The 23,887-nt window shown below is 61.6% G+C and carries 26 protein-coding genes and 1 tRNA gene; 20 read left to right on the forward strand and 7 right to left on the reverse strand.

Annotated elements, in window-relative coordinates:
• Positions 1-13 precede the first annotated feature (13 nt).
• Entirely contained in the window at positions 14-916 is a 903-nt protein-coding gene (locus tag ACOZJV_RS25075; RefSeq protein WP_078472429.1) for a TIGR01777 family oxidoreductase, read from the reverse strand.
• A 194-nt stretch (positions 917-1,110) separates the two neighbouring features.
• Between ACOZJV_RS25075 and ACOZJV_RS25080 the strand changes: the two genes are divergently transcribed.
• The 12 genes from ACOZJV_RS25080 (at position 1,111) to ACOZJV_RS25135 (ending at position 11,170) form a co-directional block, all read left to right on the forward strand.
• Entirely contained in the window at positions 1,111-2,097 is a 987-nt protein-coding gene (locus tag ACOZJV_RS25080; RefSeq protein WP_201127890.1) for an NAD(P)/FAD-dependent oxidoreductase, read from the forward strand.
• Positions 2,094-2,309, forward strand: a complete 216-nt coding sequence (locus ACOZJV_RS25085) for a TIGR02450 family Trp-rich protein (protein ID WP_078472431.1) — start codon at positions 2,094-2,096, stop codon at positions 2,307-2,309. The genes ACOZJV_RS25080 and ACOZJV_RS25085 overlap by 4 nt, the downstream gene beginning before the upstream one ends.
• 121 nt (positions 2,310-2,430) lie before the next feature.
• The gene (locus tag ACOZJV_RS25090; protein ID WP_078472432.1) at positions 2,431-3,399 is read left to right on the forward strand and encodes a YbgA family protein; all 969 of its coding nucleotides are present in this window, start codon (positions 2,431-2,433) and stop codon (positions 3,397-3,399) included.
• A gap of 3 nt (positions 3,400-3,402) precedes the next feature.
• Positions 3,403-4,338: a MerR family transcriptional regulator gene (locus ACOZJV_RS25095; RefSeq protein ID WP_421548742.1), complete on the forward strand. Its 936-nt coding sequence runs from the start codon at positions 3,403-3,405 to the stop codon at positions 4,336-4,338.
• A 13-nt stretch (positions 4,339-4,351) separates the two neighbouring features.
• Entirely contained in the window at positions 4,352-5,797 is a 1,446-nt protein-coding gene (gene phrB / locus ACOZJV_RS25100; protein ID WP_078472434.1) for a deoxyribodipyrimidine photo-lyase, read from the forward strand.
• On the forward strand, positions 5,790-6,215 hold the full coding sequence (locus tag ACOZJV_RS25105) for a nuclear transport factor 2 family protein (RefSeq protein ID WP_421548743.1): 426 nt from the start codon (positions 5,790-5,792) through the stop codon (positions 6,213-6,215). The genes phrB and ACOZJV_RS25105 overlap by 8 nt, the downstream gene beginning before the upstream one ends.
• Positions 6,212-6,994 (forward strand): SDR family NAD(P)-dependent oxidoreductase, encoded by a 783-nt coding sequence (locus ACOZJV_RS25110; protein ID WP_421548744.1) that lies wholly within the window; start codon positions 6,212-6,214, stop codon positions 6,992-6,994. The genes ACOZJV_RS25105 and ACOZJV_RS25110 overlap by 4 nt, the downstream gene beginning before the upstream one ends.
• Positions 6,991-8,238, forward strand: a complete 1,248-nt coding sequence (locus ACOZJV_RS25115) for an NAD(P)/FAD-dependent oxidoreductase (RefSeq protein ID WP_421548745.1) — start codon at positions 6,991-6,993, stop codon at positions 8,236-8,238. Before ACOZJV_RS25110 ends, ACOZJV_RS25115 begins: the two co-directional genes overlap by 4 nt.
• Complete coding sequence (locus ACOZJV_RS25120) at positions 8,235-9,044, forward strand: DUF1365 domain-containing protein (RefSeq protein ID WP_421548746.1); 810 nt, start codon at positions 8,235-8,237, stop codon at positions 9,042-9,044. Before ACOZJV_RS25115 ends, ACOZJV_RS25120 begins: the two co-directional genes overlap by 4 nt.
• Positions 9,031-10,302: an SAM-dependent methyltransferase gene (locus tag ACOZJV_RS25125; protein WP_078472439.1), complete on the forward strand. Its 1,272-nt coding sequence runs from the start codon at positions 9,031-9,033 to the stop codon at positions 10,300-10,302. The genes ACOZJV_RS25120 and ACOZJV_RS25125 overlap by 14 nt, the downstream gene beginning before the upstream one ends.
• Positions 10,295-10,810, forward strand: coding sequence for a DUF2878 domain-containing protein (locus ACOZJV_RS25130; protein WP_078472440.1), 516 nt, complete (start codon positions 10,295-10,297; stop codon positions 10,808-10,810). The genes ACOZJV_RS25125 and ACOZJV_RS25130 overlap by 8 nt, the downstream gene beginning before the upstream one ends.
• Positions 10,811-10,864: 54 nt before the next feature.
• Positions 10,865-11,170: a YkgJ family cysteine cluster protein gene (locus tag ACOZJV_RS25135; protein WP_020297635.1), complete on the forward strand. Its 306-nt coding sequence runs from the start codon at positions 10,865-10,867 to the stop codon at positions 11,168-11,170.
• A gap of 32 nt (positions 11,171-11,202) precedes the next feature.
• On the opposite strand, the gene ACOZJV_RS25140 is transcribed toward ACOZJV_RS25135, so the two are convergent.
• The 6 genes from ACOZJV_RS25140 to hemA form a co-directional block, all read right to left on the reverse strand.
• Positions 11,203-11,721, reverse strand: coding sequence for an acyloxyacyl hydrolase (locus ACOZJV_RS25140; protein WP_078472441.1), 519 nt, complete (start codon positions 11,719-11,721; stop codon positions 11,203-11,205).
• Between the two features lie 115 nt (positions 11,722-11,836).
• Positions 11,837-12,628 carry a glutamate racemase gene (gene murI / locus ACOZJV_RS25145; protein ID WP_078472442.1) on the reverse strand — a complete coding sequence of 264 codons (792 nt, stop codon included), beginning with the start codon at positions 12,626-12,628 and terminating at the stop codon, positions 11,837-11,839.
• A complete protein-coding gene (locus ACOZJV_RS25150; protein ID WP_421548747.1) occupies positions 12,621-13,376 on the reverse strand; it encodes a molybdopterin-synthase adenylyltransferase MoeB in 756 nt (251 codons plus the stop codon). Before ACOZJV_RS25150 ends, murI begins: the two co-directional genes overlap by 8 nt.
• Positions 13,370-14,200: a peptide chain release factor N(5)-glutamine methyltransferase gene (prmC, locus tag ACOZJV_RS25155; RefSeq protein WP_421548748.1), complete on the reverse strand. Its 831-nt coding sequence runs from the start codon at positions 14,198-14,200 to the stop codon at positions 13,370-13,372. The genes ACOZJV_RS25150 and prmC overlap by 7 nt, the downstream gene beginning before the upstream one ends.
• Positions 14,201-15,283 carry a peptide chain release factor 1 gene (prfA, locus tag ACOZJV_RS25160; protein ID WP_421548749.1) on the reverse strand — a complete coding sequence of 361 codons (1,083 nt, stop codon included), beginning with the start codon at positions 15,281-15,283 and terminating at the stop codon, positions 14,201-14,203.
• Complete coding sequence (gene hemA / locus ACOZJV_RS25165) at positions 15,280-16,569, reverse strand: glutamyl-tRNA reductase (protein WP_020297641.1); 1,290 nt, start codon at positions 16,567-16,569, stop codon at positions 15,280-15,282. Before hemA ends, prfA begins: the two co-directional genes overlap by 4 nt.
• A gap of 347 nt (positions 16,570-16,916) precedes the next feature.
• Here hemA and ACOZJV_RS25170 point away from each other — a divergent pair, with 347 nt between their 5' ends.
• The 8 genes from ACOZJV_RS25170 (at position 16,917) to ychF (ending at position 23,833) form a co-directional block, all read left to right on the forward strand.
• Complete coding sequence (locus ACOZJV_RS25170; protein WP_421548750.1) at positions 16,917-18,641, forward strand: tetratricopeptide repeat protein; 1,725 nt, start codon at positions 16,917-16,919, stop codon at positions 18,639-18,641.
• 4 nt (positions 18,642-18,645) lie between these two features.
• Positions 18,646-19,263, forward strand: a complete 618-nt coding sequence (gene lolB / locus ACOZJV_RS25175) for a lipoprotein insertase outer membrane protein LolB (protein ID WP_201127908.1) — start codon at positions 18,646-18,648, stop codon at positions 19,261-19,263.
• Between the two features lies 1 nt (position 19,264).
• Complete coding sequence (gene ispE, locus ACOZJV_RS25180; protein WP_421548751.1) at positions 19,265-20,116, forward strand: 4-(cytidine 5'-diphospho)-2-C-methyl-D-erythritol kinase; 852 nt, start codon at positions 19,265-19,267, stop codon at positions 20,114-20,116.
• Positions 20,117-20,152: 36 nt separating this feature from the next.
• Positions 20,153-20,227, forward strand: a tRNA-Gln gene (locus ACOZJV_RS25185).
• Between the two features lie 46 nt (positions 20,228-20,273).
• Positions 20,274-21,215 carry a ribose-phosphate pyrophosphokinase gene (locus ACOZJV_RS25190; protein ID WP_003208392.1) on the forward strand — a complete coding sequence of 314 codons (942 nt, stop codon included), beginning with the start codon at positions 20,274-20,276 and terminating at the stop codon, positions 21,213-21,215.
• A 141-nt stretch (positions 21,216-21,356) separates the two neighbouring features.
• Positions 21,357-21,956, forward strand: a complete 600-nt coding sequence (locus tag ACOZJV_RS25195; protein WP_020297646.1) for a 50S ribosomal protein L25/general stress protein Ctc — start codon at positions 21,357-21,359, stop codon at positions 21,954-21,956.
• Between the two features lie 169 nt (positions 21,957-22,125).
• Positions 22,126-22,710, forward strand: coding sequence for an aminoacyl-tRNA hydrolase (gene pth, locus ACOZJV_RS25200; protein ID WP_078472449.1), 585 nt, complete (start codon positions 22,126-22,128; stop codon positions 22,708-22,710).
• A 22-nt stretch (positions 22,711-22,732) separates the two neighbouring features.
• A complete protein-coding gene (gene ychF, locus ACOZJV_RS25205) occupies positions 22,733-23,833 on the forward strand; it encodes a redox-regulated ATPase YchF (RefSeq protein ID WP_020297648.1) in 1,101 nt (366 codons plus the stop codon).
• Positions 23,834-23,887: the final 54 nt, after the last annotated feature.

Below are 23,887 nucleotides of genomic sequence, written 5' to 3' on the forward strand. Positions count from 1 at the left end.
GCAACGTCCTATTTCAAAGGCGGCTGGATAAATCGTCCAGGGCCGCAGGCAAATCAGGGAACTGAAAAGTAAATCCGGCCGCCAGCAAACGCTCGGGCGTCGCGCGCTGGCCACCTAGCAACAGCAACGACAACTCGCCCAGCCCCACGCGCAGTGCAAAGGCCGGCAGCGGCACTATCGCGGGCCGGTGCAGGACGCGGCCCAGGCTCTTGGCGAACTCGCGATTACGCACCGGCTGCGGCGCGCACGCATTATAAGGACCCCGGGCATCGCTGCGATGCAGGAGAAAATCAATCAGGGCGATTTGATCCTTGATATGAATCCACGGCATCCATTGCCGACCATTGCCGATAGGCCCGCCCAGCGCCAACTTGAACGGCAGCAGCAGGCGCGACAAAAAGCCGCCCTCGGCCGACAACACCAACCCGGTCCGCACCAGCACCACACGGATGCCCAAGGCTTCGGCGCGTTGCGCGGTTTCTTCCCAGGCGATACACAACTGGCTGGCGAAGTCTTCGCTGACGGGAGGGGAGTCTTCATGCAACTCACGCTCGCCGCCATCGCCATACCAGCCCACTGCCGAACCCGAAATCAATACACCTGGCTTTTGCTCGCGGGTTTCGAGCCAGGCCAGCAGTGTCTCAGTCAGGCCGATACGGCTGCTCCAGAGCAGCGCCTTGCGTTTATGGGTCCAGTGCCGGTCGCCAATCGGCGCCCCGGCCAAGTTGACCACCGCGTCCAGCGGCTGCTGATCCAGCTCCTGCAACTGCGCGACACCCCGCACCTGGGCGCCACACAGCTGCGCGACTTTTTCCGGCTGGCGACTCCAGACCGTCAGTTGATGACCCTGGCTTAGCCAGAACTGACACAATTGACGGCCAATCAAACCAGTACCGCCGGTCAGCAATATGTGCATGAGATCCTCCTTGCGTGGCGTTTAAGCCCGATCACTAGTCTATTTTTATAGGCAGGGATCTTTTCAATCGGGCAGGCTGTGTTTTAACAATAGACAACCTGCACATCCGATCACGCCAAAAGCTATACCACAAAACAATATTGTACAGGTTTTAGCGACGGCGTAGTCTGTACAGAACGGTAAACGAGGCCCCTATGACTGTACCCATCGCAATTATCGGTACCGGCATTGCCGGACTCTCAGCTGCCCAGGCGTTGCACGATGCCGGGCACGTCGTTCAACTTTTTGATAAAAGCCGCGGCAGTGGCGGTCGCATGTCGAGCAAACGCAGCGATGCGGGTGCTCTGGACATGGGCGCGCAATACTTCACTGCCCGCGACCGGCGCTTTGTCACCGAGGTCCAGCGCTGGCAGGCCAATGGCTGGGTCGCCGAATGGACCCCGCAACTGTACAACTCCCATGGCGGCCAACTGAGCCCCTCCCCCGACGAGCAGACCCGCTGGGTCGGCACCCCCCGCATGAGCGCCATCACCCGCGCCCTGCTCGGCGACATGGAAGTGCACTTCGCCTGCCGCATCACCGAGGTCTTTCGCGGTGAACAGCATTGGCACCTGCAAGATGCCGAAGGCGTGACCCATGGCCCATTCAGCCATGTGGTCATCGCCACGCCCGCGCCCCAGGCCACCGCTCTGCTCGCCGCCGCACCGAAACTCGCCGGCGCCGCTGCGGGGGTGAAAATGGACCCGACCTGGGCCATCGCCCTGGCGTTCGATACCCCGCTGGAAACCCCGATGCAAGGCTGCTTCGTGCAGGACAGCCCACTTGACTGGCTGGCCCGTAACCGCAGCAAACCCGGGCGCGACAGCACGCTCGACACCTGGGTCCTGCATGCCACCAGCGCCTGGAGCCGACAGAATATCGACCTGTCCAAAGAGGCCGTCATCGAGCAATTGCACGGCGCCTTCGCCGAGCTGCTGCACAGCGCCATGCCAGCGCCGACCTTCAGCCTCGCCCACCGCTGGCTCTATGCGCGGCCTGCCACCAGCCATGAATGGGGCGCCCTGGCCGATGCCGACCTGGGACTGTATGTCTGCGGCGACTGGTGCTTGTCCGGTCGTGTCGAAGGCGCCTGGTTGAGCGGCCAGGAGGCAGCGCGCCGGCTGCATGAAAACCTGCAGTGAATCGCCTTAACCCACGCAAGTTGCTGCTGTCGAAATGGACGGCAGCCCTCCCGCAAAACCGCGAGAAACACTTTCTGGTCAGCGAACTGTTCTGCGACGAAGAAGGCACCGTGCTGCAAGTCGAATTGCAAGCGGTCCTCACCCGCCGCTGCCAACGCTTGAACTGGCAGGACCTGCAAAACGACAGCCAGTGGCAGATGGGCTGGAAATAACGCCCTAGGCCCTCATGCAAATACCTATACAGATTATTTGACTTGTACAGCTTTGAATCTATGATAGAGCAAAGTTGTACAGGGTATTAATTCTGTACAGGTATTGGCCGGAGGTGCCTTGATGCCCGATATCACCGTTCCCCAGAGCAAACCGAAAATCGCCATCAGCGCCTGCCTGATGGGCGCCGAGGTGCGCTACAACGGCGGGCACAAGGAATCTCGCCTGTGCAGCCGAGTCCTGAGCGAGTACTTCGACTTCGTTGCGGTATGCCCCGAAGTCGCGATCGGCCTGGGCACCCCCCGCGAGCCGATCCGCCTGGTCGGCGATCCACAGCAGCCGCAAGCCGTCGGCACCGTCGACCGCACGCTAGACGTGACTCAGCCGCTGGCTGATTACGGCACCCGGATGGCGGCCGAACTGGGCGACATCTGCGGCTATATCCTGATGCAGAAATCCCCCTCCTGCGGCATGGAGCGGGTCAAGGTCTATCAGGACAAAGGGCGGCCCGCCGAGCACAGCGGACGCGGCATCTACGCCCAGGCGTTCTGCGCCAAACACCCCAATCTGCCGGTGGAAGAAGACGGCCGCCTCAACGACCCGGTGCTGCGGGAAAACTTCCTGACCCGGGTATTCGCCTACAGCGCCTGGCAGGAGTTGCTCAAGCAAGGCCTGACCCGCCGTGGCCTGATGGAATTCCACTCGCGCTACAAATACCTGCTGATGGCCCACAGTCCCTTGCACTACAAAAGCCTGGGCCACCTGCTGGGCAGCATGGGCAAGGGCGACCCAGCACTGATCGGCCCGCAGTATTTCAGCGAGCTGATGAGCGCGCTGAAAAAATGCGCCACCCGCGGCACCCACACCAATGTCCTGCAGCACCTGAGCGGCTATTTCAAGCAGACCATCAGCGCCGACGACCGCCAGGAAATGCAGCAACTGATCGGCCAGTACCGCCACGGCATCATCCCCTTGGTGGTGCCGCTGACCCTGCTCAAGCACCACCTGCGCCAGCATCCTGACCCGTACGTGGCGCAGCAGGTCTACCTGCAGCCACACCCGGAAAACCTCAGCCTGCGCAATGCGATCTGAGCCATGAGCGAACCTGCATCCGATGATCCGCAAACCGCCACCGACTACGGTCAGGCGCTGGAACAGGGCTGGCTGCCGATCCGGGAAGTGGCGCGCCGCACCGGCGTCAACGCGGTCACCCTGCGCGCCTGGGAACGGCGCTACGGCCTGATCGTGCCGCAGCGCACCCCCAAGGGCCACCGGCTGTTTTCCGAAGAGCATGTGCAACAGATCCTGACCATTCTCACCTGGCTCAATCGCGGTGTTGCCGTGAGTCAGGTCAAGCACCTGCTGGGCTCCACCCCGGCCTTCAGCGTGCCGGCGGCAAACGACTGGCATAGCCTGCGCCAGAGCCTGACCCTGGCCATCAGCCAGTTGGCCGAGCGCAAGGTCGACGACACCTTCAACCAGGCCATGGCCCTGTACCCACCCCGAACCCTGTGCGAACAGCTTTTGATCCCGCTACTGGCCGAGCTCGAACAACGCTGGCAAGGCCAGTTCGGCGCGCAGATGGAGCGGGTGTTTTTCTACTCCTGGCTGCGCAGCAAGCTGGGCGCGCGGATCTATCACAACAACCGCCAATTGCAAGGCGCGCCGCTGCTGCTGATCAACCACTCGGACCTGCCGCTGGAGCCGCACCTGTGGCTCAGCGCCTGGCTGATCAGCAGCGCCGACTGCCCGGTGGAAGTCTTCGACTGGCCGCTGCCCGTCGGCGAACTGGCCCTGGCCGCCGAGCACCTGCAGGCCCGGTGCGTGCTGCTGTATTCGAGCAAGTCCATTCACCTCGGGCAGCTGCCACGGCTGCTGAGCGGGCTGAACTGCCCGACATTGATTGCCGGACCAACGGTATGCATCCACTGCGCCGAACTGACCGTATGTACCACTGAAATCGCTGATCTGCTCCTGGCCGAAGACCCGATCTCGGCACACCAGGCCCTGACCCAGCGAGGACTTCTCTGATCCAGGAATCACCATGCAACTGATCTGGCTACGCAGTGACCTGCGCCTACATGACAACACCGCCCTCAGCGCCGCTGCCGCACGCGGCCCGACCGTGGCCGTGTACCTGCTAAGCCCGGAACAGTGGCTGGCCCACGATGACGCGCCGTGCAAAGTCGACTTCTGGCTGCGCAACCTGCACCGGCTGAGCGAAGCCCTGGGCGAACGCAACATCCCGCTGCTGATCCGCCACGCCGCCACCTGGGATCAGGCACCCAACGTGCTGTTGAACCTGTGCCAGGAGCTGCAGATCCAGGGCCTGCACTGCAACGACGAATACGGCATTCACGAAAGCCGGCGCGACGCGGCGGTGGCCGAGAAGTTGGAAAACAACGGCATCGGCTTCCACAACTACCTCGATCAATTGCTGTTTCAGCCGGGCAGCGTACTGACCAAGAGCGGCACCTATTTCCAAGTCTTCAGCCAGTTTCGCAAAGTCTGCTACAGCCGTTTGCACGGCAGCTTGCCGGGCCTGGTCAGCGCCCCTCGGGTGCAAGCCCCGATGGCCTTGAAAGCCGACCCGGTGCCGCAGCAGGTCGAAGGTTTCGCCCGTCCCAGCCAAAGCCTGCGCGATCTCTGGCCCGCCGGTGAAGATCAGGCGCGCAAACGCCTGGAGCATTTCGCCGATGCCCAGATCGACTACTACCAGGGCGAGCGGGATTTCCCCGCCAAACCCGGCACCAGCCAGCTGTCGCCTTACCTGGCTGCAGGAGTGGTGTCGCCACGCCAATGCCTGCATGCAGCGCTGCAAGCCAATCAGGGCGAGTTCGAAAGTGGCAGCGTCGGCGCCGTCACCTGGATCAACGAACTGCTGTGGCGCGAATTCTACAAACACATCCTGGTGGGCTACCCACGGGTCTCGCGGCACCGCGCCTTTCGCCCGGAAACCGAAGCCGTGGCCTGGCGCCACGCTCCCGAGGAACTGGCGGCCTGGCAGGAGGCGCGCACCGGCCTGCCGATCATCGACGCCGCCATGCGCCAGTTGCTGGAAACCGGCTGGATGCACAATCGCCTGCGGATGGTGGTGGCTATGTTCCTCACCAAAAACCTGTTGCTCGACTGGCGTGAAGGCGAACGCTTTTTCATGCGTCACCTGATCGACGGCGACCTGGCGGCGAACAATGGCGGCTGGCAATGGAGTTCCTCCACCGGGACCGATTCAGCGCCCTACTTCCGTATCTTCAACCCCCTGAGTCAATCGCAGAAGTTCGACAGCGAAGGGCGCTTTATCAAGCATTGGCTGCCGCAACTGGCGGCGCTGAACAAAAAGGACGTGCACAACCCGGCGGCCCTGGGTGGCCTGTTCGGCGTGGCCGATTACCCGGCGCCGATCGTCAACCTGTCGCAGTCTCGCGAACGCGCCCTGGCGGCCTTCAAGAGCCTGCCGCCACGGATGGATGTCGGAGCCGGCCATGAGTGAATTCCTGCGCGACTTCGCCCGCGTCTTTGCCAGCCTCGACAAACATAACCTCGAGCGCCTGTACTCGCTGTACAGCCCGGACATCCAGTTCACCGACCCGCTGCACGAGGTGCAGGGGTTGCCGCGCCTGCGTGAATACTTCAGCGAGCTGTACGCCAACGTCAGCCATTTGCAGTTCGTCTTTTCCGGCATGGACCAGGTGGACGACGGCCAGGGTTACCTGCGCTGGACCATGAGCTACAGCCACCCTCGACTCAATGCCGGCCAGACCATCCACGTCGATGGCTGCTCCCACCTGCAGTGGCGCAACGGTCGGGTCTATCGCCACCACGACTATTTCGACGCCGGCGCGCTGCTGTATCAGCACCTGCCCATCATCGGCCGGGTGATTGCCTGGCTGAAAAGGAGAATCGGATGAAGGCGGCCATGCCCCGGCGTATCTGGCTGACCGGCGCCAGCAGCGGCATCGGCGCGGCACTCGCTGAAGAACTGTTGCTGGGTGGCGCGCACCTGGCCCTCAGCGCGCGCACCCGTGCCCCGCTCGATGCCCTGGCACTGCGCTTTCCCGGACAAGTGCTGGTGGTGCCGGGCGACCTCACCGACCCCGAGCAGGTGCGCCAGATCGGCGAACAGATCGCCCTGGCGTGGGGCGCGCTGGACACGGCGATTCTCAATGCGGGCACCTGTGAATACATTGACGTGCAGCAGTTCAAGGCCGAACTGGTCGAGCAAGTGATGCGCAGCAACCTGACGGCCAGCTGCCATTGCATCGAAGCCGCCCTGCCCTTGCTGCGCGTCGGCAATCGGCCGCACCTGGTGGGTGTCGCCAGCTCGGTGACCTACCTGCCGCTGCCCCGGGCCGGAGCCTACGGCGCCTCCAAGGCCGCCTTGCGCTACCTGCTGCAATCACTGCGTATCGACCTCGCGGCCGAGGGCATCGATGTGACCGTGGTCAGCCCGGGCTTTGTCGAAACCCCGCTCACCGCCCGCAACGACTTCCCCATGCCCATGAGCTGGCCGGCCGCCAAGGCGGCACGCCATATCAACCAGCACCTGTCACAGCGGCCTTTGGAAATCGCCTTTCCGGCCGGCTTTATCGCCGGCCTCAAACTGCTGTCCTGGCTGCCGGGGCGCTGGCAACTGGCGATCGGCAAACGCATGGCACGCAACGCCTCGCCGACCGGGAGCGCCTCATGAAAATCGCCATCATCGGCAGTGGCATCTCCGGGCTGACCAGCGCCTACCTGCTCAATCGCCGCCACGACATCACGGTGTTCGAGGCCGGCAGCTGGGTCGGCGGCCACACCCACACGGTGGATGTCAGCGTGGCGGGCGAAACCCACGCGGTGGACACCGGCTTTATCGTGTTCAACGACTGGACCTACCCCAACTTCATTCGCCTGCTGGGGCAGATCGGCGTGCCGTTCAAACCCACCGAGATGAGTTTCTCGGTGTGCGATGCGCAATCGGGGCTGGAGTACAACGGCAATAACCTCAACAGCCTGTTCGCCCAGCGCCGCAACCTGCTGTCGCCGGGGTTCTGGGGCATGCTGCGGGACATTCTGCGCTTCAATAAAGAGGCCCTGCGCGACTTGCAGCAGCAGCGGATCGCGCCCGACACCACCCTCGGCGACTACCTGCGAGACCAGGGCTACGGCGAGCGTTTTATTCAGCACTACATCGTGCCCATGGGCGCGGCGATCTGGTCGATGTCTCTGGTGGAGATGCGCGGCTTTCCGTTGCAGTTCTTTGTGCGCTTCTTCAAGAACCACGGCCTGCTGTCGGTGAGCAATCGCCCGCAGTGGTGCGTGATCGAAGGCGGCTCCAGCCGCTATATCGAACCGCTGAGTGCCACGTTTCACGAGCGCATTCGCCTGAACTGCCCGGTCAGCCGGGTCGAGCGCGACCTGTCCGGCGTGCTGATCCACAGTGCCGCCGGCAGCGAACGCTTCGACAAAGTGGTGTTCGCCTGCCACAGCGACCAGGCCCTGAGCCTGCTGGCCGCGCCCAGCGATGCCGAGCGGGAGATCCTCGGCGCCCTGCCCTATGCCGACAACGACGTGGTGCTGCACACCGACACCCGGTTGTTGCCGCAACGCAAGCTGGCCTGGGCCAGCTGGAACTATCGCCTGGACGGCAGCAGCGACACCCAGGCGGCTGTCACCTATGACATGAACATCCTCCAGGGCCTGCAAAGCTCGACCACCTTTTGCGTCAGCCTCAACCAGAGCGCCGCCATCGACCCCTCCAAGGTCCTGGCGCGCTACACCTACGCCCACCCGCAATACAGCCTTGGCGCAGTGGCCGCTCAAGGTCGCTGGCAAGAGTTGCAAGGCGCGCAACACAGCTTCTACTGCGGTGCCTATTGGGCCAACGGCTTCCATGAAGACGGCGTGGTCAGCGCCCTGCGCGTGGCCCAGGCGTTCGGGGAACAATTGTGAACAGCGCCCTGTACAGCGGCTGGATCGGCCATCGACGCTTTGCGCCCAAGTGCCACGCGTTTCGCTATCGCATCGGCCTGCTGTACCTGGATCTGGATGAACAAAAGCAGGTGTTCAGCCTCTCGCCCCTGGCTGGCAGCAGCCGTTTTGCGCCATTTTCCCTGCGCGAAAGCGATTACCTGAAGGCCTTCACCAGCCAGGGCATGCCCCTGATCGATGCGGTGCGCCAGCAGGTGGCGGCCGCCATCGGCCATGTACCCGGCGGCGCGGTGTGCCTGTTGACCCAGGTCCGCAGTTGGGGCCTGTCGTTCAACCCGGTGAGCTTTTTCTACTGTTTCGAAAGCAACGGGCAACTGGCGGCGATTCTCTGTGAAGTCACCAACACCCCGTGGCGCGAGCGCTATCACTACGTGCTGCCGGCCCAGGCTGCGACGACCGCCGAGCACCAGCACTTCGCTGTGACCAAGGCCTTTCATGTCTCGCCGTTCATGCCCCGGGACCTGGAATACCGCATGAGCTTCAGCCCCCCCGGCGAGCGCCTGGGGGTGCACATGGCCGACTGGCAGGGCGAGTTCAAGCTGTTTGACGCCACCCTCAACCTGCAACGCCAGGCTCTCGACCGCTCCAGTTTGCACGCCTACCTGCGGCGCTTTCCGTGGATGACCGCCAAGACCTGCCTGGCCATCTACTGGCAAGCCCTGCGCCTGCTGCTCAAACGCATTCCCCTTGTTTCCCATCAGGCTGCCGATGGCACCTATAAAACCGCCGCTGTACAACCCAAGGATCGCCGCCATGAAATCCTCTAGCGTATCGGCCAAGGCCAGCCTGTTGAGCACCAATGGCCTGACCGGCAATCTCCTGCGCCGTGGCGTGCTGCGTCAGCTGGCACAGCTCAAGCACGGACAACTGGTGCTGATCGAGGACGGCGAACGCCATGTGTTCGGCAGTGCCGGAGCCAAGCTGCTGGGGGAGATTCATATTCTCGATGCGGCAGTCTGGGGCCTGGTCGCCAGCAACGGTTCGATCGGCGCCGGCGAAGCCTTTATCCACGGCTACTGGAGCACCCCGGACCTGACCGCCGTGGTACGGGTGTTTGTCAGCAACCTGGAGGTACTTGATGGCCTGGAGGGCGGACTGGCCAAATTGGGCCGGCCGTTGATCCAGGGCCTGCACTGGCTCAACCGCAATACGCGCAAGGGCTCGCAGAAAAACATCGCCGCCCACTACGACCTGGGCAATGAGCTGTTCGAACAGTTTCTCGACCCGACCATGATGTATTCGGCGGCGCAGTTTCGCAGCAGCGAAGACACCTTGGAGCAGGCGCAATTGAACAAGCTGGAGCGCATCTGCCAGAAGCTTGCCCTGCAACCGTCCGACCACCTGCTGGAAATCGGCACCGGCTGGGGCAGCATGGCGCTGTACGCCGCGCAGAACTATGGCTGCAAGGTCACCACCACGACCCTGTCCAGGGAGCAGTTCGCCTTTACCCGCCAGCGCATCGACCAACTGGGCCTGCAAGACCAGGTGACCCTGCTGCTGGAGGATTACCGCGACCTCACCGGGCAGTACGACAAGCTGGTGTCGATCGAGATGATCGAAGCCGTCGGCCACCACTTCCTGCCGACCTACTTCAAGCAGTGCGCACACCTGCTCAAGAGCAACGGCCTGATGCTGCTGCAAGCCATCACCATCCGCGACCAGCGTTATGAGCAGGCGAAAAACAACGTCGACTTCATCCAGCGCTACATCTTCCCCGGCGGCGCCCTGCCCTGCGTGCAGAAGATGCTGGAGATCGTCAGCCGCGACACCGACATGAATCTGCTGCACATGGAGGACTTCGGCCTGCATTACGCGCGCACCCTGCGCCTGTGGCACGAGAACTTCCGCCGCGCCCATGGGCGTCTGGTCGAACTGGGTTACGACCAGTACTTCCTGCGGCTGTGGGAGTTCTACCTGTGCTACTGCGAAGGTGGCTTCCTGGAACGCACCATCGGCACCGCACAGTTACTGCTGGCCAAGCCTGCGGCGGCCCCCGAGCCGTTGCTGGGACGCTTCAATGCGTAAACGCCTGGCCAATGCGGGGCTGTTCCAGCTGGGCTGGTTCGCCTGCGTGATGGGCGGTGACGGCCCCTGGCTGCTGCTGGGGCTGGGCGTGCTGGTGATTCATTTGCTGTGGATAAACCAGTGGGCCGAAGAGGGTCGACTGATCTTCAGCGTGATGCTGTTCGGCATCTCGATCGACAGCTTCCTGCATTGGCTGGGGGTGTTTCAGTTCAAGGAAGTCACGTTGCTGATCCCGCTGTGGCTGATGCTGCTCTGGGCCCTGCTGGGCACCACCTTGCGCCATTGCCTGGCCTGGTGCGCCAGGCCCTGGTGGCTGGCGAGCCTGTTGGGCGCGTTCAGCGGGCCGCTGTCGTACTACGCCGGTGGGCGCCTGGCGGGGGTGCAATTTCCGTATGGGTTGTGGCCGACGCTGATTGGCCTGGGGTTGCTCTGGGCCGTGGTCTTTCCCTTGCTGCAACTGATGGCCAGGCATCTGCCCAATGGGCAACTGCGCACATCCGCAGGCTAAGCGTCCGTCAGTGCATTCACACAGCCCGGTCCCACTGCCTTACACTGCGCGCCTATGAACACCATCCCCCACACCCAGATTGCTGAACCTGCGGTCACCTGCTCCACCTGCGCGGCGTGCTGCTGCCAGCTGGAAGTCATGCTGATCACCGACACCGGTGTGCCTGAACGGTTTATCGATACCGATGACTGGGGGGGCGAAGTCATGCTGCGCCTGGATGACGGCTGGTGCGCCGCGCTGGATCGCAACAGCATGATGTGCACCATCTACGAGAAGCGCCCGCTGATCTGCCGGGAGTTCGAGATGGGCGAAGCCGACTGCCTCACCGAACGCCGTGGCATCGCCACGGCGTATCGCTGACCGCAGCCGTTAATACGGCTGCGGCGTGCGGCTTACAACGGCATGGTGTAGTGCAGCGCGTAACTCTCTACGCCGTCGTTGTTGCTGCTGATACCGGCGTTGGAGTAGTGAGTGGCACGAATGCCCACTTCGTGCCCGCCGGCGAAGCGCAGGCCGAAACCAATCCGGTCTTCAAACTGGAAGGCTGACCCCAGTTTGTTGCTCTCGACTTCGGTGTGGTTGAACAGCGCGACCCCGATCCCCGCTTCAACGTACGGTTTGACGTTTTCACCGGAGAACTCATACACCAGCACCGGCGAGAACGACAGGCTGTGGTTGCTCGACTTCTTGTCGCCATCCCAATAGGTGTAGGCCCCACTCCAGTAGCCGGTCAGGCGACCGACATCGCTTTGCAACCAGCTCTTGTCCCAGTCGAACTGCATGCCCAGGCGGTAAGTCTGGGTCGAGTCGCTGGTCTGGCCTACGGCGAATTCGACGCCAGCGGCCTGTGCACTAAAACTTTGCCCCAAGAGTGCGGCCGCAAGCGCGGCCAAACAGAACAGACGCTTCATCACGAACATCCTTTTTAAACGTTTTTGTATGTTGTTGTACGATCGTACAGACAAGCTATAGAAATCCGCGCGGAATCAGAAGTTCAGCGCTATTCCGCTTTTTTTCACGTTTTTTTTACAAATCGAAAGGGTGTACAACGCCGCTACTGTGCCACAACAGCGGAAGAATATGCTTGAAGTGCGGCACATTGCCACTGGTCCAGAACTGCGCTTCGCGCGCCGGGCCCTGAGCACGCAATTGCTGCTCGTCGAGCAGGCGCTCCAATTGCCGGGCCACGGCGGCGCCGGTGTCGATCAGGCTGATGTGGGCGGGCAGCATCGGCTTGAGCAGAGGCTTGAGAAAGGGGTAATGGGTGCAGCCCAGAATGATGGTGTCGCATCCTGCGGCCAGCAGTGGGTCGACATAACTCTGCAACAGCTCGCGCAACGCCGGACTGTGCAGGTCACCGGCCTCGATCAGTTCCACCAGGCCCGGGCAAGGCCGGGTGATGACCTTGATATCGGTGGCAAAACGGTCGAGCAAGGCCGCGAACTTGGCGCTCTTCAAGGTGCCGGTGGTCGCCAGCACCCCGACCACGCCACTGCGGGTCGCGGCGGCAGCGGGCTTGACCGCGGGCTCCATGCCCACGATCGGCCACTGCGGGTAATCGCGGCGCAACTCGGCCACCGCCGCCACCGTCGCGGTGTTGCAGGCCAGCACCAGGGCCTTGGCCCCCTGCTCACGAAAGAAGCGCGCCATCACGCCACAGCGCTGACGGATAAATTCCGGGGTTTTCTCGCCGTAAGGAATGTGCCCACAGTCGGCGAAGTACAACAGTGACTCGCCAGGCAGGCGCTGCTGGATTTCCGCCAGCACCGACAAGCCGCCGATACCGGAGTCGAATACCGCGATGGGCGCTTCACCCATGTGTGGGCCCACAGACACTGCACCCTGGGTCACGCTTGACCCGCAACTCACGAAAACGTGAACCCAGCGCATCGATCAACAGCAGGCGTCCTACCAGGGGTTCACCGAAGCCGGCGAGCAACTTCAACGCTTCGAGCGCTTGCAGGCTGCCGACCATGCCGACCAGGGGCCCGAGCACTCCGGCTTCGCTGCAGGTCAGCTCGGCGTCGCTGCCGTGCCCGTATAAACAGTGGTAGCACGGGCTTTCGGCGCGCCGTGGATCGAACACCGACAATTGGCCTTCAAGGCGAATCGCCGCGCCGCTGACCAGGGGTTTGCCGGCCGCGACACAGGCCGCGTTGACCGCCTCCCGGGTGGCGAAGTTGTCGCTGCAATCGAGCACCAGGTCGACGGCGGACACCGCCGCCGCCAGGGAATCCTCGTCCAGCGCAGTGCGGTGCGGCACCAGGTGCACCTGCGGGTTGAGCGCGGTGAGGCGGCGGATCGCCGAGTCCACCTTGCTCATGCCGACGCTGTCGGTGTCATGGATGATCTGGCGTTGCAGGTTGGTCAGGTCGACGCTGTCGAAGTCGGCCAAATGCAACTCACCGACCCCGGCCGCCGCCAGGTACAAGGCCACCGGCGCTCCGAGGCCGCCGAGGCCGACAATCAGGGCGCGGCTGTGTTTGAGGCGCAATTGGCCGTCGATATCGACATGCTGCAACAGAATCTGTCGGCTATAGCGCAACAGCTCCTGGTCATTCAGCACGGCAGGCGCCCCAGGCTGATGCGTTCATGGCCACCCAGATCGACTCGGCTGTGCACCTCATCAAACCCCTGGCCGAGCAGCAAATCGCGCACGGCCGCCGCCTGATCGTAGCCGTGTTCGAGCATCAACCAGCCGCCGGCTTCAAGGTGCTGCGGGGCCTGGGCGATGATCAAGCGCAGGTCATCCAGGCCATCCGGCCCTGCGACCAGCGCACTTTCCGGCTCGAAACGCACGTCGCCGGCCGCCAGGTGTGGGTCGGCCGCTGCGATGTAGGGCGGGTTGCTGATAATCAGGTCAAAGCGTTGCGCGTGCAGGGCGCTGAACCAGTGGCTGCTGAGCACCGTGACGTTGTTCAACTGCAAGCGCTGGCGGTTGCGCTCGGCCAGGGCCACGGCTTCCAGCACTCGGTCGACCGCCGTGACCTTCCACGCCGGGCGCTCGCTGGCCAGGGCCAGGGCAATCGCGCCGCTGCCGGTGCCCAGGTCGAGCACCTTGGCCGGTGTGGCGGGCAGCAGTTCCAGGGCGGCTTCCACCAACAGCTCGGTGTCAGGCCGTGGGATCAGGGTGTGCGGCGCGACTTCCAGGTCGAGCTTCCAGAAACCCTGCTGGCCGAGGATATAGGCCACCGGCTCGCCGGAACGACGGCGCTGCAGATAGTCGGCGAAGGTCAACGCGGCCTCGCTGGGCACGATGCGCTCCGGCCAGGTGTGCAGGAAGCTGCGCGGCTTGCCCAGGGCGGCGGCGAGCAGCAACTCGGCATCCAGACGCGCCGTCGGCGAATCAGGCAATTGAGCTGCGCGCAGCAGGCTGGCGATGATGGTCATTTACTCACCCAATGCTGCAAGTTGATCCGCCTGGTACTCGGCCAGCAACGGCTCGATAACCGCGTCGACGCCACCGGCAAGAATGTCGTCGAGGCAATACAGGGTCAGGTTGACACGGTGATCGGTCACCCGGCCCTGGGGGAAGTTGTAGGTACGGATGCGCTCGGAACGATCCCCCGAACCCACCAGCAGCTTGCGCTCGCTGGCAATGGCATTGGCGGCGGCGCTGGTCTGCTGGTCATTGAGCTTGGCCGACAGCCAGGACATGGCCCGCGCCCGGTTCTTGTGCTGCGAGCGCTCTTCCTGACACTCGACCACGATCCCGGAGGGCAAGTGCGTGATGCGGATCGCCGAGTCGGTCTTGTTCACGTGCTGGCCACCGGCACCGGAAGAGCGGTAGGTATCGACCCGCAGATCCGCCGGGTTGATCTCGATCGCCTCCTGCTCGTCCGGCTCCGGCAATACCGCCACGGTGCAGGCCGAGGTGTGGATACGGCCCTGGGACTCGGTGGCCGGCACCCGTTGCACACGGTGCGCGCCAGATTCGAATTTGAGCTTGCCGTAGACGTTGTCGCCCTCGACTCGGGCAATGACTTCTTTATAGCCGCCGTGCTCACCCTCGTTTTCCGAGAGGATCTCCAGTCGCCAGCCACGCCGTTCGGCGTAGCGCGAATACATGCGGAACAGGTCGCCGGAGAAAATCGCCGCTTCGTCGCCACCGGTGCCGGCGCGGATCTCCAGGAACACGTTGCGCCCGTCGTTGGGGTCCTTGGGCAGCAGCATGCGTTGCAGGGTGCTTTCCAGCTCCAGCATTTGCTCCTTGGCTTCGCGGACTTCTTCCACGGCCATTTCGCGCATGTCCGGATCATTGTCCTTGAGCAGCGCCTGGGCACCTTCGAGGTCGGCCTGGACCTTGAGCACCTGCTTATAGGCGCTGACGATCGGCTCGACTTCGGCGTACTCCTTGGAATACGCGCGGAACTTGGTCTGATCGGCAATGACTTCGCCGTCGCCGAGCAAGGCGGTCAATTCCTCGAAACGGTCCTGGAGGATGTCCAGTTTATTGAGCAGTGACGCTTTCATTGCGGTTTTTTATCCGAAGAGCTATCCGACGAGCCCTCACCGAGGGCAAAAAGTTCTTGGGCCATGGCCAACGCATCGAGGCGGCCTTCAGCGGTCAGTTTCTTCAACTGAACGCTGGGCGCATGCAGCAATTTGTTGGTCAGGCCACGGGCCAGTTGCGCCAGCACATCTTCGGCACTGCCGCCGTTGGCCAGCAGGCGCAGGGCCTTTTGCAATTCTTCGTCCCGCAGGCGCTCGCTTTGTTGACGATAGGCCTTGAGCACATCCACCGCCGCCAGCTCGCGCAGGCGCACCATGAAGTCCTCGGCGCCGATATTCACCAGCTCTTCCGCCGCCTGGGCCGCGCCTTGACGGCTCTTGAGGTTTTCCGCGACCACTTCGTGAAGATCGTCGACGGTGTACAGGTAAACGTCGTCCAACTCGCCGACTTCCGGCTCGATATCCCGAGGGACGGCGATATCCACCATGAAAATCGGCTTGTGCTTGCGCAGCTTCAGCGCACTTTCCACCGCGCCCTTGCCGAGAATCGGCAACTGGCTGGCGGTCGAACTGATGACGATGTCGCTGTGCACCAACTCCTGGGGAATATCCGAGAGCAGCACCGCATGGGCGCCGAACTGCTCGGCAAGAATGCTTGCCCGCTCCAGAGTGCGGTTGGCGACCACGATGCGCTTGACTCCCAGGTCATGCAGATGGCGGGCGACCAGGGTAATGGTCTCGCCAGCGCCGATCAGCAGGGCCTGGCTGCGTTGCAGGTCGCTGAAAATCTGTTTGGCCAGGCTGACCGCGGCAAACGCCACGGAAACCGGGTTTTCGCCGATGGCGGTGTCGGTGCGCACTTGCTTGGCAGCGCTGAACGTGGCCTGGAACAGGCGGCCCAACAGCGGGCCGATCGTCCCGGCTTCACGCGCCACGGCGTAGGCCGACTTCATCTGCCCGAGAATCTGCGGTTCGCCCAACACCAGGGAATCGAGCCCGGATGCCACGCGCATCATGTGACGAACTGCCGCATCATCTTCGTGCACATAAGCACTGGCGCGCAGGTCATCGACGTTCAAATGATGGTATTGCGCCAGCCAGCGCAGCACGATATCCGCCGAAAGCTGATCCTGTTCTATATAAAGCTCACTGCGATTGCAGGTGGAGAGGATCGCAGCTTCGCGGCTGTCGGTGAGGCGGCAGAGCTGCTGCAAGGCCTCAACCAACTGCTCAGGGGTAAAGGCCACGCGCTCGCGGACGTCTACTGAAGCAGTCTTGTGGTTAATACCGAGTGCAAGGAAGGCCATTCAAGGTCGCTGATGATGTCGAGAAGCCGGCAATTGTCCTACTTCGAAAGATTCAGAACAACCACTGCCGACTATTGTCCTAGTTTTGAGCAAAAACTCGTCGAGCGAAGATCAGGCACGGCGAAAGCAGACGAGGAAGCGGAATTTAGTGGCCTAAATGAGCATTCCGAGTCTGTTTGCGCGTAGCGCCAAGGGCGCCCAGCGTGCCCCATGGTCTCAGCGCAGGCCGTTTTTGCGCATACACTAATAGACGGCCTCTGTTCTGGCGTCCCATTGAGTCTCGGTTATGTTTGACCGAAGGCTTGTGTCATGATGATCCGACCGCAGGTTAGTCGTCCTCTTCCTATATGAATAGATCTTCCGCGTTGCTCCTCGCTTTTGTCTTCCTCAGCGGCTGCCAGGCCTTGGCACCCGTTTCGTCGGACGGTACGCCGCCGGTTGAAGACAATGCCCCCGCCCCTGAAAAGCCCACGGTTTACGCCTCGTTCAGTGAAGACACGGTCTTCAGCCTGTTGAGTGCGGAACTGGCTGGCCAGCGCAATCGTTTTGACATTGCCCTGGACAACTACGTGACCCAGGCCATCAACACTCAGGACCCGGGCATCTCCGAAAGAGCCTTTCGCATTGCCGAATACCTGGGCGCCGACCAGGCAGCACTCGATACCTCGCTGATCTGGGCCAAAAACGCTCCCGACGACCTCGAAGCACAGCGCGCAGCCGCCATACAGTTGGCGCGCAGCGGTCGCTATGACGACTCCATGGTCTATATGGAGAAGGTCCTGCAGGGCAAGGGCGACACCCATTTCGATTTTCTTGCGCTGTCGGCTGCCGATACCGACCAGGACACGCGCAACGGCCTGATGAAGAGTTTCGACCGCTTGCTGCAGAAGCACCCGAACAACGGCCAGCTGATTTTCGGCAAAGCCTTGCTGCTGCAACAGGACGGCGATGGTCAGGGCGCCCTGACCTTGCTCGAGCAGAACCCGCCGGAAGACGGTGAAGTCGCGCCGCTGCTGCTGCGTGCGCGTCTGCTGCAAAGCCTCAACCGAGGCAAGGAAGCGCTGCCGCTGCTGGAAAAAAGCATTCGCCAATACCCGGACGACAAGCGCCTGCGCCTGACCTATGCACGCATGCTGGTCGAACAGGACCGCATGGACGACGCCAAAGTGCAGTTCTCCAGCCTGGTGCAGCAATATCCGGAAGACGACGAGCTGCGTTATTCCCTCGCCCTGGTGTGCCTCGAAGCCAAGGCCTGGCAGGAAGCCAAGGGTTACCTGGAAGACCTGATCGCCCGCGAAAGCCATGTCGACTCGGCGCACCTGAACCTGGGCCGCATCGCCGAAGAGCTCAATGACCCGCAAGGCGCACTGGCCGAGTACGAGCAAGTGGGCCCCGGCAACGATTACCTGCCGGCTCAACTGCGCCAGGCCGAAATCCTGATGAACAACGGCCGCACCGATGAGGCCGAGAAACGCCTGGGCGCCGCGCGCGATGCCCAGCCTGACTACGCAATCCAGCTGTACCTGATCGAAGCCGAGACCCTGTCGGCGAACAATCAGGGCGACCGCGCCTGGAAAGTCCTCCAGCAGGCGTTGTTGCAGTACCCCGACGACCTGAACCTGCTGTACACCCGGGCCATGCAGGCGGAAAAACGCAATGATCTGGCGCAGATGGAAAAAGACCTGCGCCTGATCCTCAAGCGCGAGCCGGACAATGCCATGGCACTCAATGCCCTGGGCTACACCCTGTCGGACCGCACCACGCGCTATGCCGAAGCCAAGGATCTGATCGAACGGGCTCATCAATTGAACCCTGAAGACCCTGCCGTACTCGATAGCCTGGGCTGGGTGAACTTCCGCCTGGGTAACCTGGATGAAGCAGAGCGCCTGCTGCGCCAGGCGCTGGAACGCTTCCCCGATCAGGAAGTTGCTGCCCACCTGGGCGAAGTGCTGTGGGCCAATGGCAAGCAGCGCGAAGCCCGGCAGATCTGGAGCAAGTTCCTCAAGGACCAACCCGACAGCCCTCTCCTGCGCAGCACCATCAAGCGCCTGACCGGATCAGAGACTCTTTAAGACTATGTTTTTGCGCCACGTTATTGCTTTCAGTTTTATCGCCTTGCTCGCCGGCTGCTCCAGCTTCGGCTCCCGTGAATCGGTAGAGGGCCATGGCAACCCCGCGCAATGGCGCGAGCACAAACAGCAACTGACCGGCCTCGACGGCTGGCAGATCAACGGCAAGATCGGCATTCGCGCACCAAAGGATTCGGGTAGCGGCACGTTGTTCTGGCTGCAACGCCAGGATTACTACGACATCCGTCTGTCCGGCCCACTGGGTCGTGGGGCCGCACGCCTGACCGGGCGCCCGGGCAAAGTGTCGCTGGAAGTCGCCAACCAGGGCCGCTATGACGCTGCCACCCCGGAAACCCTGCTCGAAGAACAACTGGGCTGGAAGCTGCCGGTGTCCCACCTGTCATGGTGGGTCCGTGGATTGCCCGCGCCTGACAGCAAAAGTCGCCTGAGCCTTGACGCCGACAGCCGCCTGGCGACCCTTGAGCAGGATGGCTGGCAGGTGGAATACCTGAGCTACGCGCAACAGAACGGCTATTGGCTGCCCGAGCGGATCAAACTGCACGGCAGCGACCTTGATGTCACGCTGGTGATCAAGGAATGGCAACCGCGCAAGCTAGGGCAGTGAGATGACCGCACAGCGACTGACCCTGCCCTCCCCGGCCAAACTCAACCTGATGCTGCACATTCTGGGTCGCCGGGAAGACGGTTACCACGAACTGCAGACCATTTTTCAGTTCCTCGACTACGGCGATGAAATCACTTTCGCCGTGCGCGATGACGGCGTGATCCGCCTGCACACCGAGTTCGCCGATGTGCCCCACGACAGCAACCTGATCGTGAAAGCCGCAAAAAAACTCCAGGAACAATCGGCATGCCCGCTGGGGATCGACATCTGGATCGAAAAGGTCCTGCCGATGGGCGGCGGTATCGGCGGCGGCAGCTCGAATGCGGCGACCACTTTGCTCGGACTGAATCACTTGTGGCAGCTGGGTTGGGATGAAGATCGCCTGGCCAGCCTGGGCCTGACACTGGGCGCCGACGTCCCGGTATTCGTGCGCGGCCATGCGGCTTTTGCCGAAGGCGTCGGCGAAAAACTGACCCCTGTAGAACCCGAAGAACCGTGGTATCTGGTGCTTGTACCGCAAGTCTCTGTAAGTACAGCAGAAATTTTTTCAGATCCGCTGTTGACACGTAACTCCGCGCCCATTAAAGTGCGCCCCGTTCCCAAGGGAAACAGTCGAAATGACTGCTTGCCGGTGGTAGCAAGGCGTTATCCAGAAGTACGTAACGCATTGAATTTGTTAGGTAATTTTACCGAAGCAAAACTCACCGGAACTGGAAGTTGTGTGTTTGGGGGCTTCCCAAGCAAAGCTGAAGCTGATAAAGTCTCGGCCCTTCTTACAGAGACCCTTACAGGGTTTGTAGCAAAAGGAAGCAACGTTTCGATGTTGCATCGCAAGCTGCAAAATCTGCTCTAAAGGAACCGAGTGCCAGGCACTCGATGCAACAGATACAGGGGCGTCGCCAAGCGGTAAGGCAGCAGGTTTTGATCCTGCCATGCGTTGGTTCGAATCCAGCCGCCCCTGCCATTTTCCTATACTCATCCAGGTTACCCTCAGCCTTCAGGTACTGCGCGTGTCCAAGATGATGGTCTTTACGGGGAACGCTAACCCCGATCTGGCTCGGCGTGTTGTACGTCAGCTGCATATCCCTCTCGGTGACATCTCTGTCGGCAAGTTTTCCGACGGCGAAATTACTGCAGAGATCAATGAAAACGTCCGCGGTAAAGATGTCTTCATTATTCAGCCGACTTGCGCTCCGACCAACGATAACCTGATGGAACTGGTAGTGATGGCTGATGCCTTCCGCCGCTCCTCGGCTACTCGTATCACTGCTGTTATTCCTTACTTTGGTTATGCCCGTCAGGATCGCCGTCCGCGTTCCGCACGTGTGGCTATCAGCGCGAAAGTCGTGGCTGACATGCTTACCGTAGTCGGCATCGATCGTGTTCTCACGGTTGATCTGCATGCTGACCAAATCCAGGGTTTCTTCGATATTCCGGTAGATAACATCTACGGCTCCCCCGTCTTGGTGGATGACATCGAAGATCAGCGCTTCGAAAACCTGATGATCGTGTCCCCGGACATTGGTGGCGTCGTGCGTGCACGGGCTGTTGCCAAATCCCTGGGCGTGGATCTCGGGATCATCGACAAACGCCGTGAGAAAGCCAATCACTCTGAAGTGATGCATATCATCGGTGATGTCGAAGGGCGTACCTGTATTCTGGTCGATGACATGGTCGATACCGCCGGCACTCTGTGCCACGCGGCCAAGGCCTTGAAAGAGCATGGCGCAGCCAAGGTTTTCGCTTATTGCACGCACCCGGTACTGTCGGGTCGGGCGATCGAAAACATCGAAAATTCCATGCTGGACGAACTGGTGGTGACTAACACCATCCCGTTGTCCGCAGCTGCTCAAGCCTGCTCGCGTATCCGTCAACTGGATATCGCGCCGGTAGTTGCCGAGGCGGTTCGCCGCATCAGCAATGAAGAATCGATCAGCGCGATGTTCCGTTAAGGGCCCTGCCCTTCTCGAACATTGTTCTGACGAAAAGCGCCCCGCCCCGGCATTCCTGTCGGGGCGGGGCTTTTTTGCCCATATCGCCTTTAGCGCTGGTCGCAAACGCTGGGGCGAATGTGGTTATTTTGGAGATACAACATGAACGATTTTACTCTGAATGCTGAAGTGCGTTCCGACCTGGGGAAAGGTGCGAGCCGCCGCCTGCGTCGTCTCGCAAGCCTGGTTCCAGCTGTAGTTTACGGTGGCGAAAAAGCCCCTGAATCCATCAGCATGCTGGCTAAAGAAGTTGCCAAACTGCTCGAAAACGAAGCGGCTTACAGCCACATCATCGAGCTGAACGTTGGCGGCACCAAGCAAAACGTAATCATCAAAGCTCTGCAGCGTCACCCGGCCAAAGGCCACGTGATGCACGCTGACTTCGTACGCGTTGTAGCTGGCCAGAAACTGACCGCTATCGTGCCTGTACACTTTGTTGGCGAAGAAGCTCCGATCAAGAAAGGCGGCGAAGTTTCGCACGTTGTTTCTGAAATCGAAGTGACCTGCCTGCCAAAAGACCTGCCTGAATTCATCGAAGTCGATCTGGCTAACGCCGAAATCGGCGCGATCATTCACCTGTCTGACCTCAAAGCCCCTAAAGGCGTTGAGTTTGTTGCTCTGGCACACGGCGATGACAAGGCTGTTGCCAACGTTCACGCTCCACGTGTTGCTCCAGAAGCTGAAGAAGGCGCTGCAGAGTAATTACTCTGCAATGCCGGAGTGACCAGGAAACATCGCGGACTGGAACGTAGCGAGAAAGCGGGCGGTAACGCGGAGTTTACATAATGGTAAATGAGCACTTGTCGTCCACTTTCGCCGCAACACCCGGTTGCTGCGATGTTATCCACCACTCCAAGGAAGGGCCCCTATCGTGACTGCCATCAAACTGATCGTTGGCCTGGGTAATCCAGGCGCTGAATACGAACAGACCCGGCATAACGCAGGGGCCCTTTTTGTTGAGCGCATCGCCGAAAAGCAAGGGGTCAACCTTGTGGCCGATCGCAAATATTTCGGCCTGACCGGGCGTTATTCGCATCAGGGTCAGGATGTTCGCCTGTTGATTCCCACCACCTACATGAACCGCAGCGGCCAGGCCGTGGCGGCACTTGCCGGTTTCTTTCGCATCACGCCTGAAGAAATCCTGGTGGCCCACGACGAACTCGACCTGCCACCCGGCGTCGCCAAGCTCAAGCAGGGCGGCGGCCATGGCGGTCACAACGGGTTGCGCGACATCATCGCGCAGCTGGGCAATCAGAATACCTTTCACCGCCTGCGGCTTGGCATTGGCCACCCGGGCGTTGCCAGTATGGTTTCAAATTTCGTCCTGGGTCGTGCGCCACGCGCCGAACAGGAAAAACTCGATGCCAGCATCGACTTTGCCCTCGGCGTGCTGCCGGATATCCTCGCCGGTGAATGGAACCGCGCGATGAAAAACCTGCACAGCCAGAAGGCCTGACTCTTATCCAAGGGGAAACACCATGGGATTCAATTGCGGCATCGTCGGCCTACCTAACGTCGGCAAGTCCACCCTGTTCAACGCCCTGACCAAATCCGGGATCGCGGCCGAGAACTTCCCCTTCTGCACCATCGAGCCGAACACCGGTATCGTGCCGATGCCGGACAAGCGCCTGGAAGCCCTGGCAGCCATTGTCAATCCAAAGCGCATCCTGCCGACCACCATGGAATTCGTCGACATCGCAGGCCTGGTGGCCGGCGCCTCGAAAGGTGAAGGCCTGGGCAACAAGTTCCTGGCCAACATCCGTGAAACCGATGCCATCGCCCACGTGGTCCGCTGCTTCGAAGACGAGAACGTGATTCACGTCTCCAACAGCGTCGACCCCAAGCGCGACATCGAAATCATCGACCTGGAACTGATCTTCGCCGACCTCGACAGCTGCGAGAAACAACTGCAGAAAGTCACCCGCAACGCCAAGGGTGGTGACAAGGACGCCGTGGTCCAGAAGGCCCTGCTGGAACAGCTGATCGCACACTTCACCGAAGGCAAGCCTGCGCGCAGCCTGATGAAGAACATGAGCACCGATGAGAAAGCGGTGATTCGTGGCTTCCATCTGCTGACCACCAAGCCGGTCATGTACATCGCCAACGTCGCTGAAGACGGTTTCGAGAACAACCCGCTGCTCGACGTCGTCCTGGCCATTGCCGAAGAAGAAGGCGCCATGGTGGTGCCGGTCTGCAACAAGATCGAAGCCGAGATCGCCGAGCTCGAAGACGGCGAAGAGAAAGACATGTTCCTCGAAGCCCTGGGCCTGGAAGAACCTGGCCTGAACCGCGTGATCCGCGCCGGCTACGAAATGCTGCACCTGCAGACCTACTTCACCGCCGGCGTCGAAGAAGTCCGCGCCTGGACCGTCAAGGTCGGCGCCACCGCGCCACAAGCCGCTGGCGTGATCCACACCGACTTCGAAAAAGGCTTTATCCGCGCCGAAGTCATCGCCTACAACGACTTCATCCAGTTCAAGGGTGAAGCCGGTGCCAAGGAAGCCGGTAAATGGCGCCTGGAAGGCAAGGAATACGTGGTCAAGGACGGCGACGTGATGCACTTCCGCTTTAACGTCTAAGCACCTGCGGGCTATTGCGGCAAAGCACTTGCCGCAATAGCCCGGTGTTGCACG

The sequence above is a fragment of the Pseudomonas sp. QD4 genome (assembly GCF_049199125.1).
In the GTDB taxonomy this organism is placed as follows: Bacteria; Pseudomonadota; Gammaproteobacteria; order Pseudomonadales; family Pseudomonadaceae; genus Aquipseudomonas.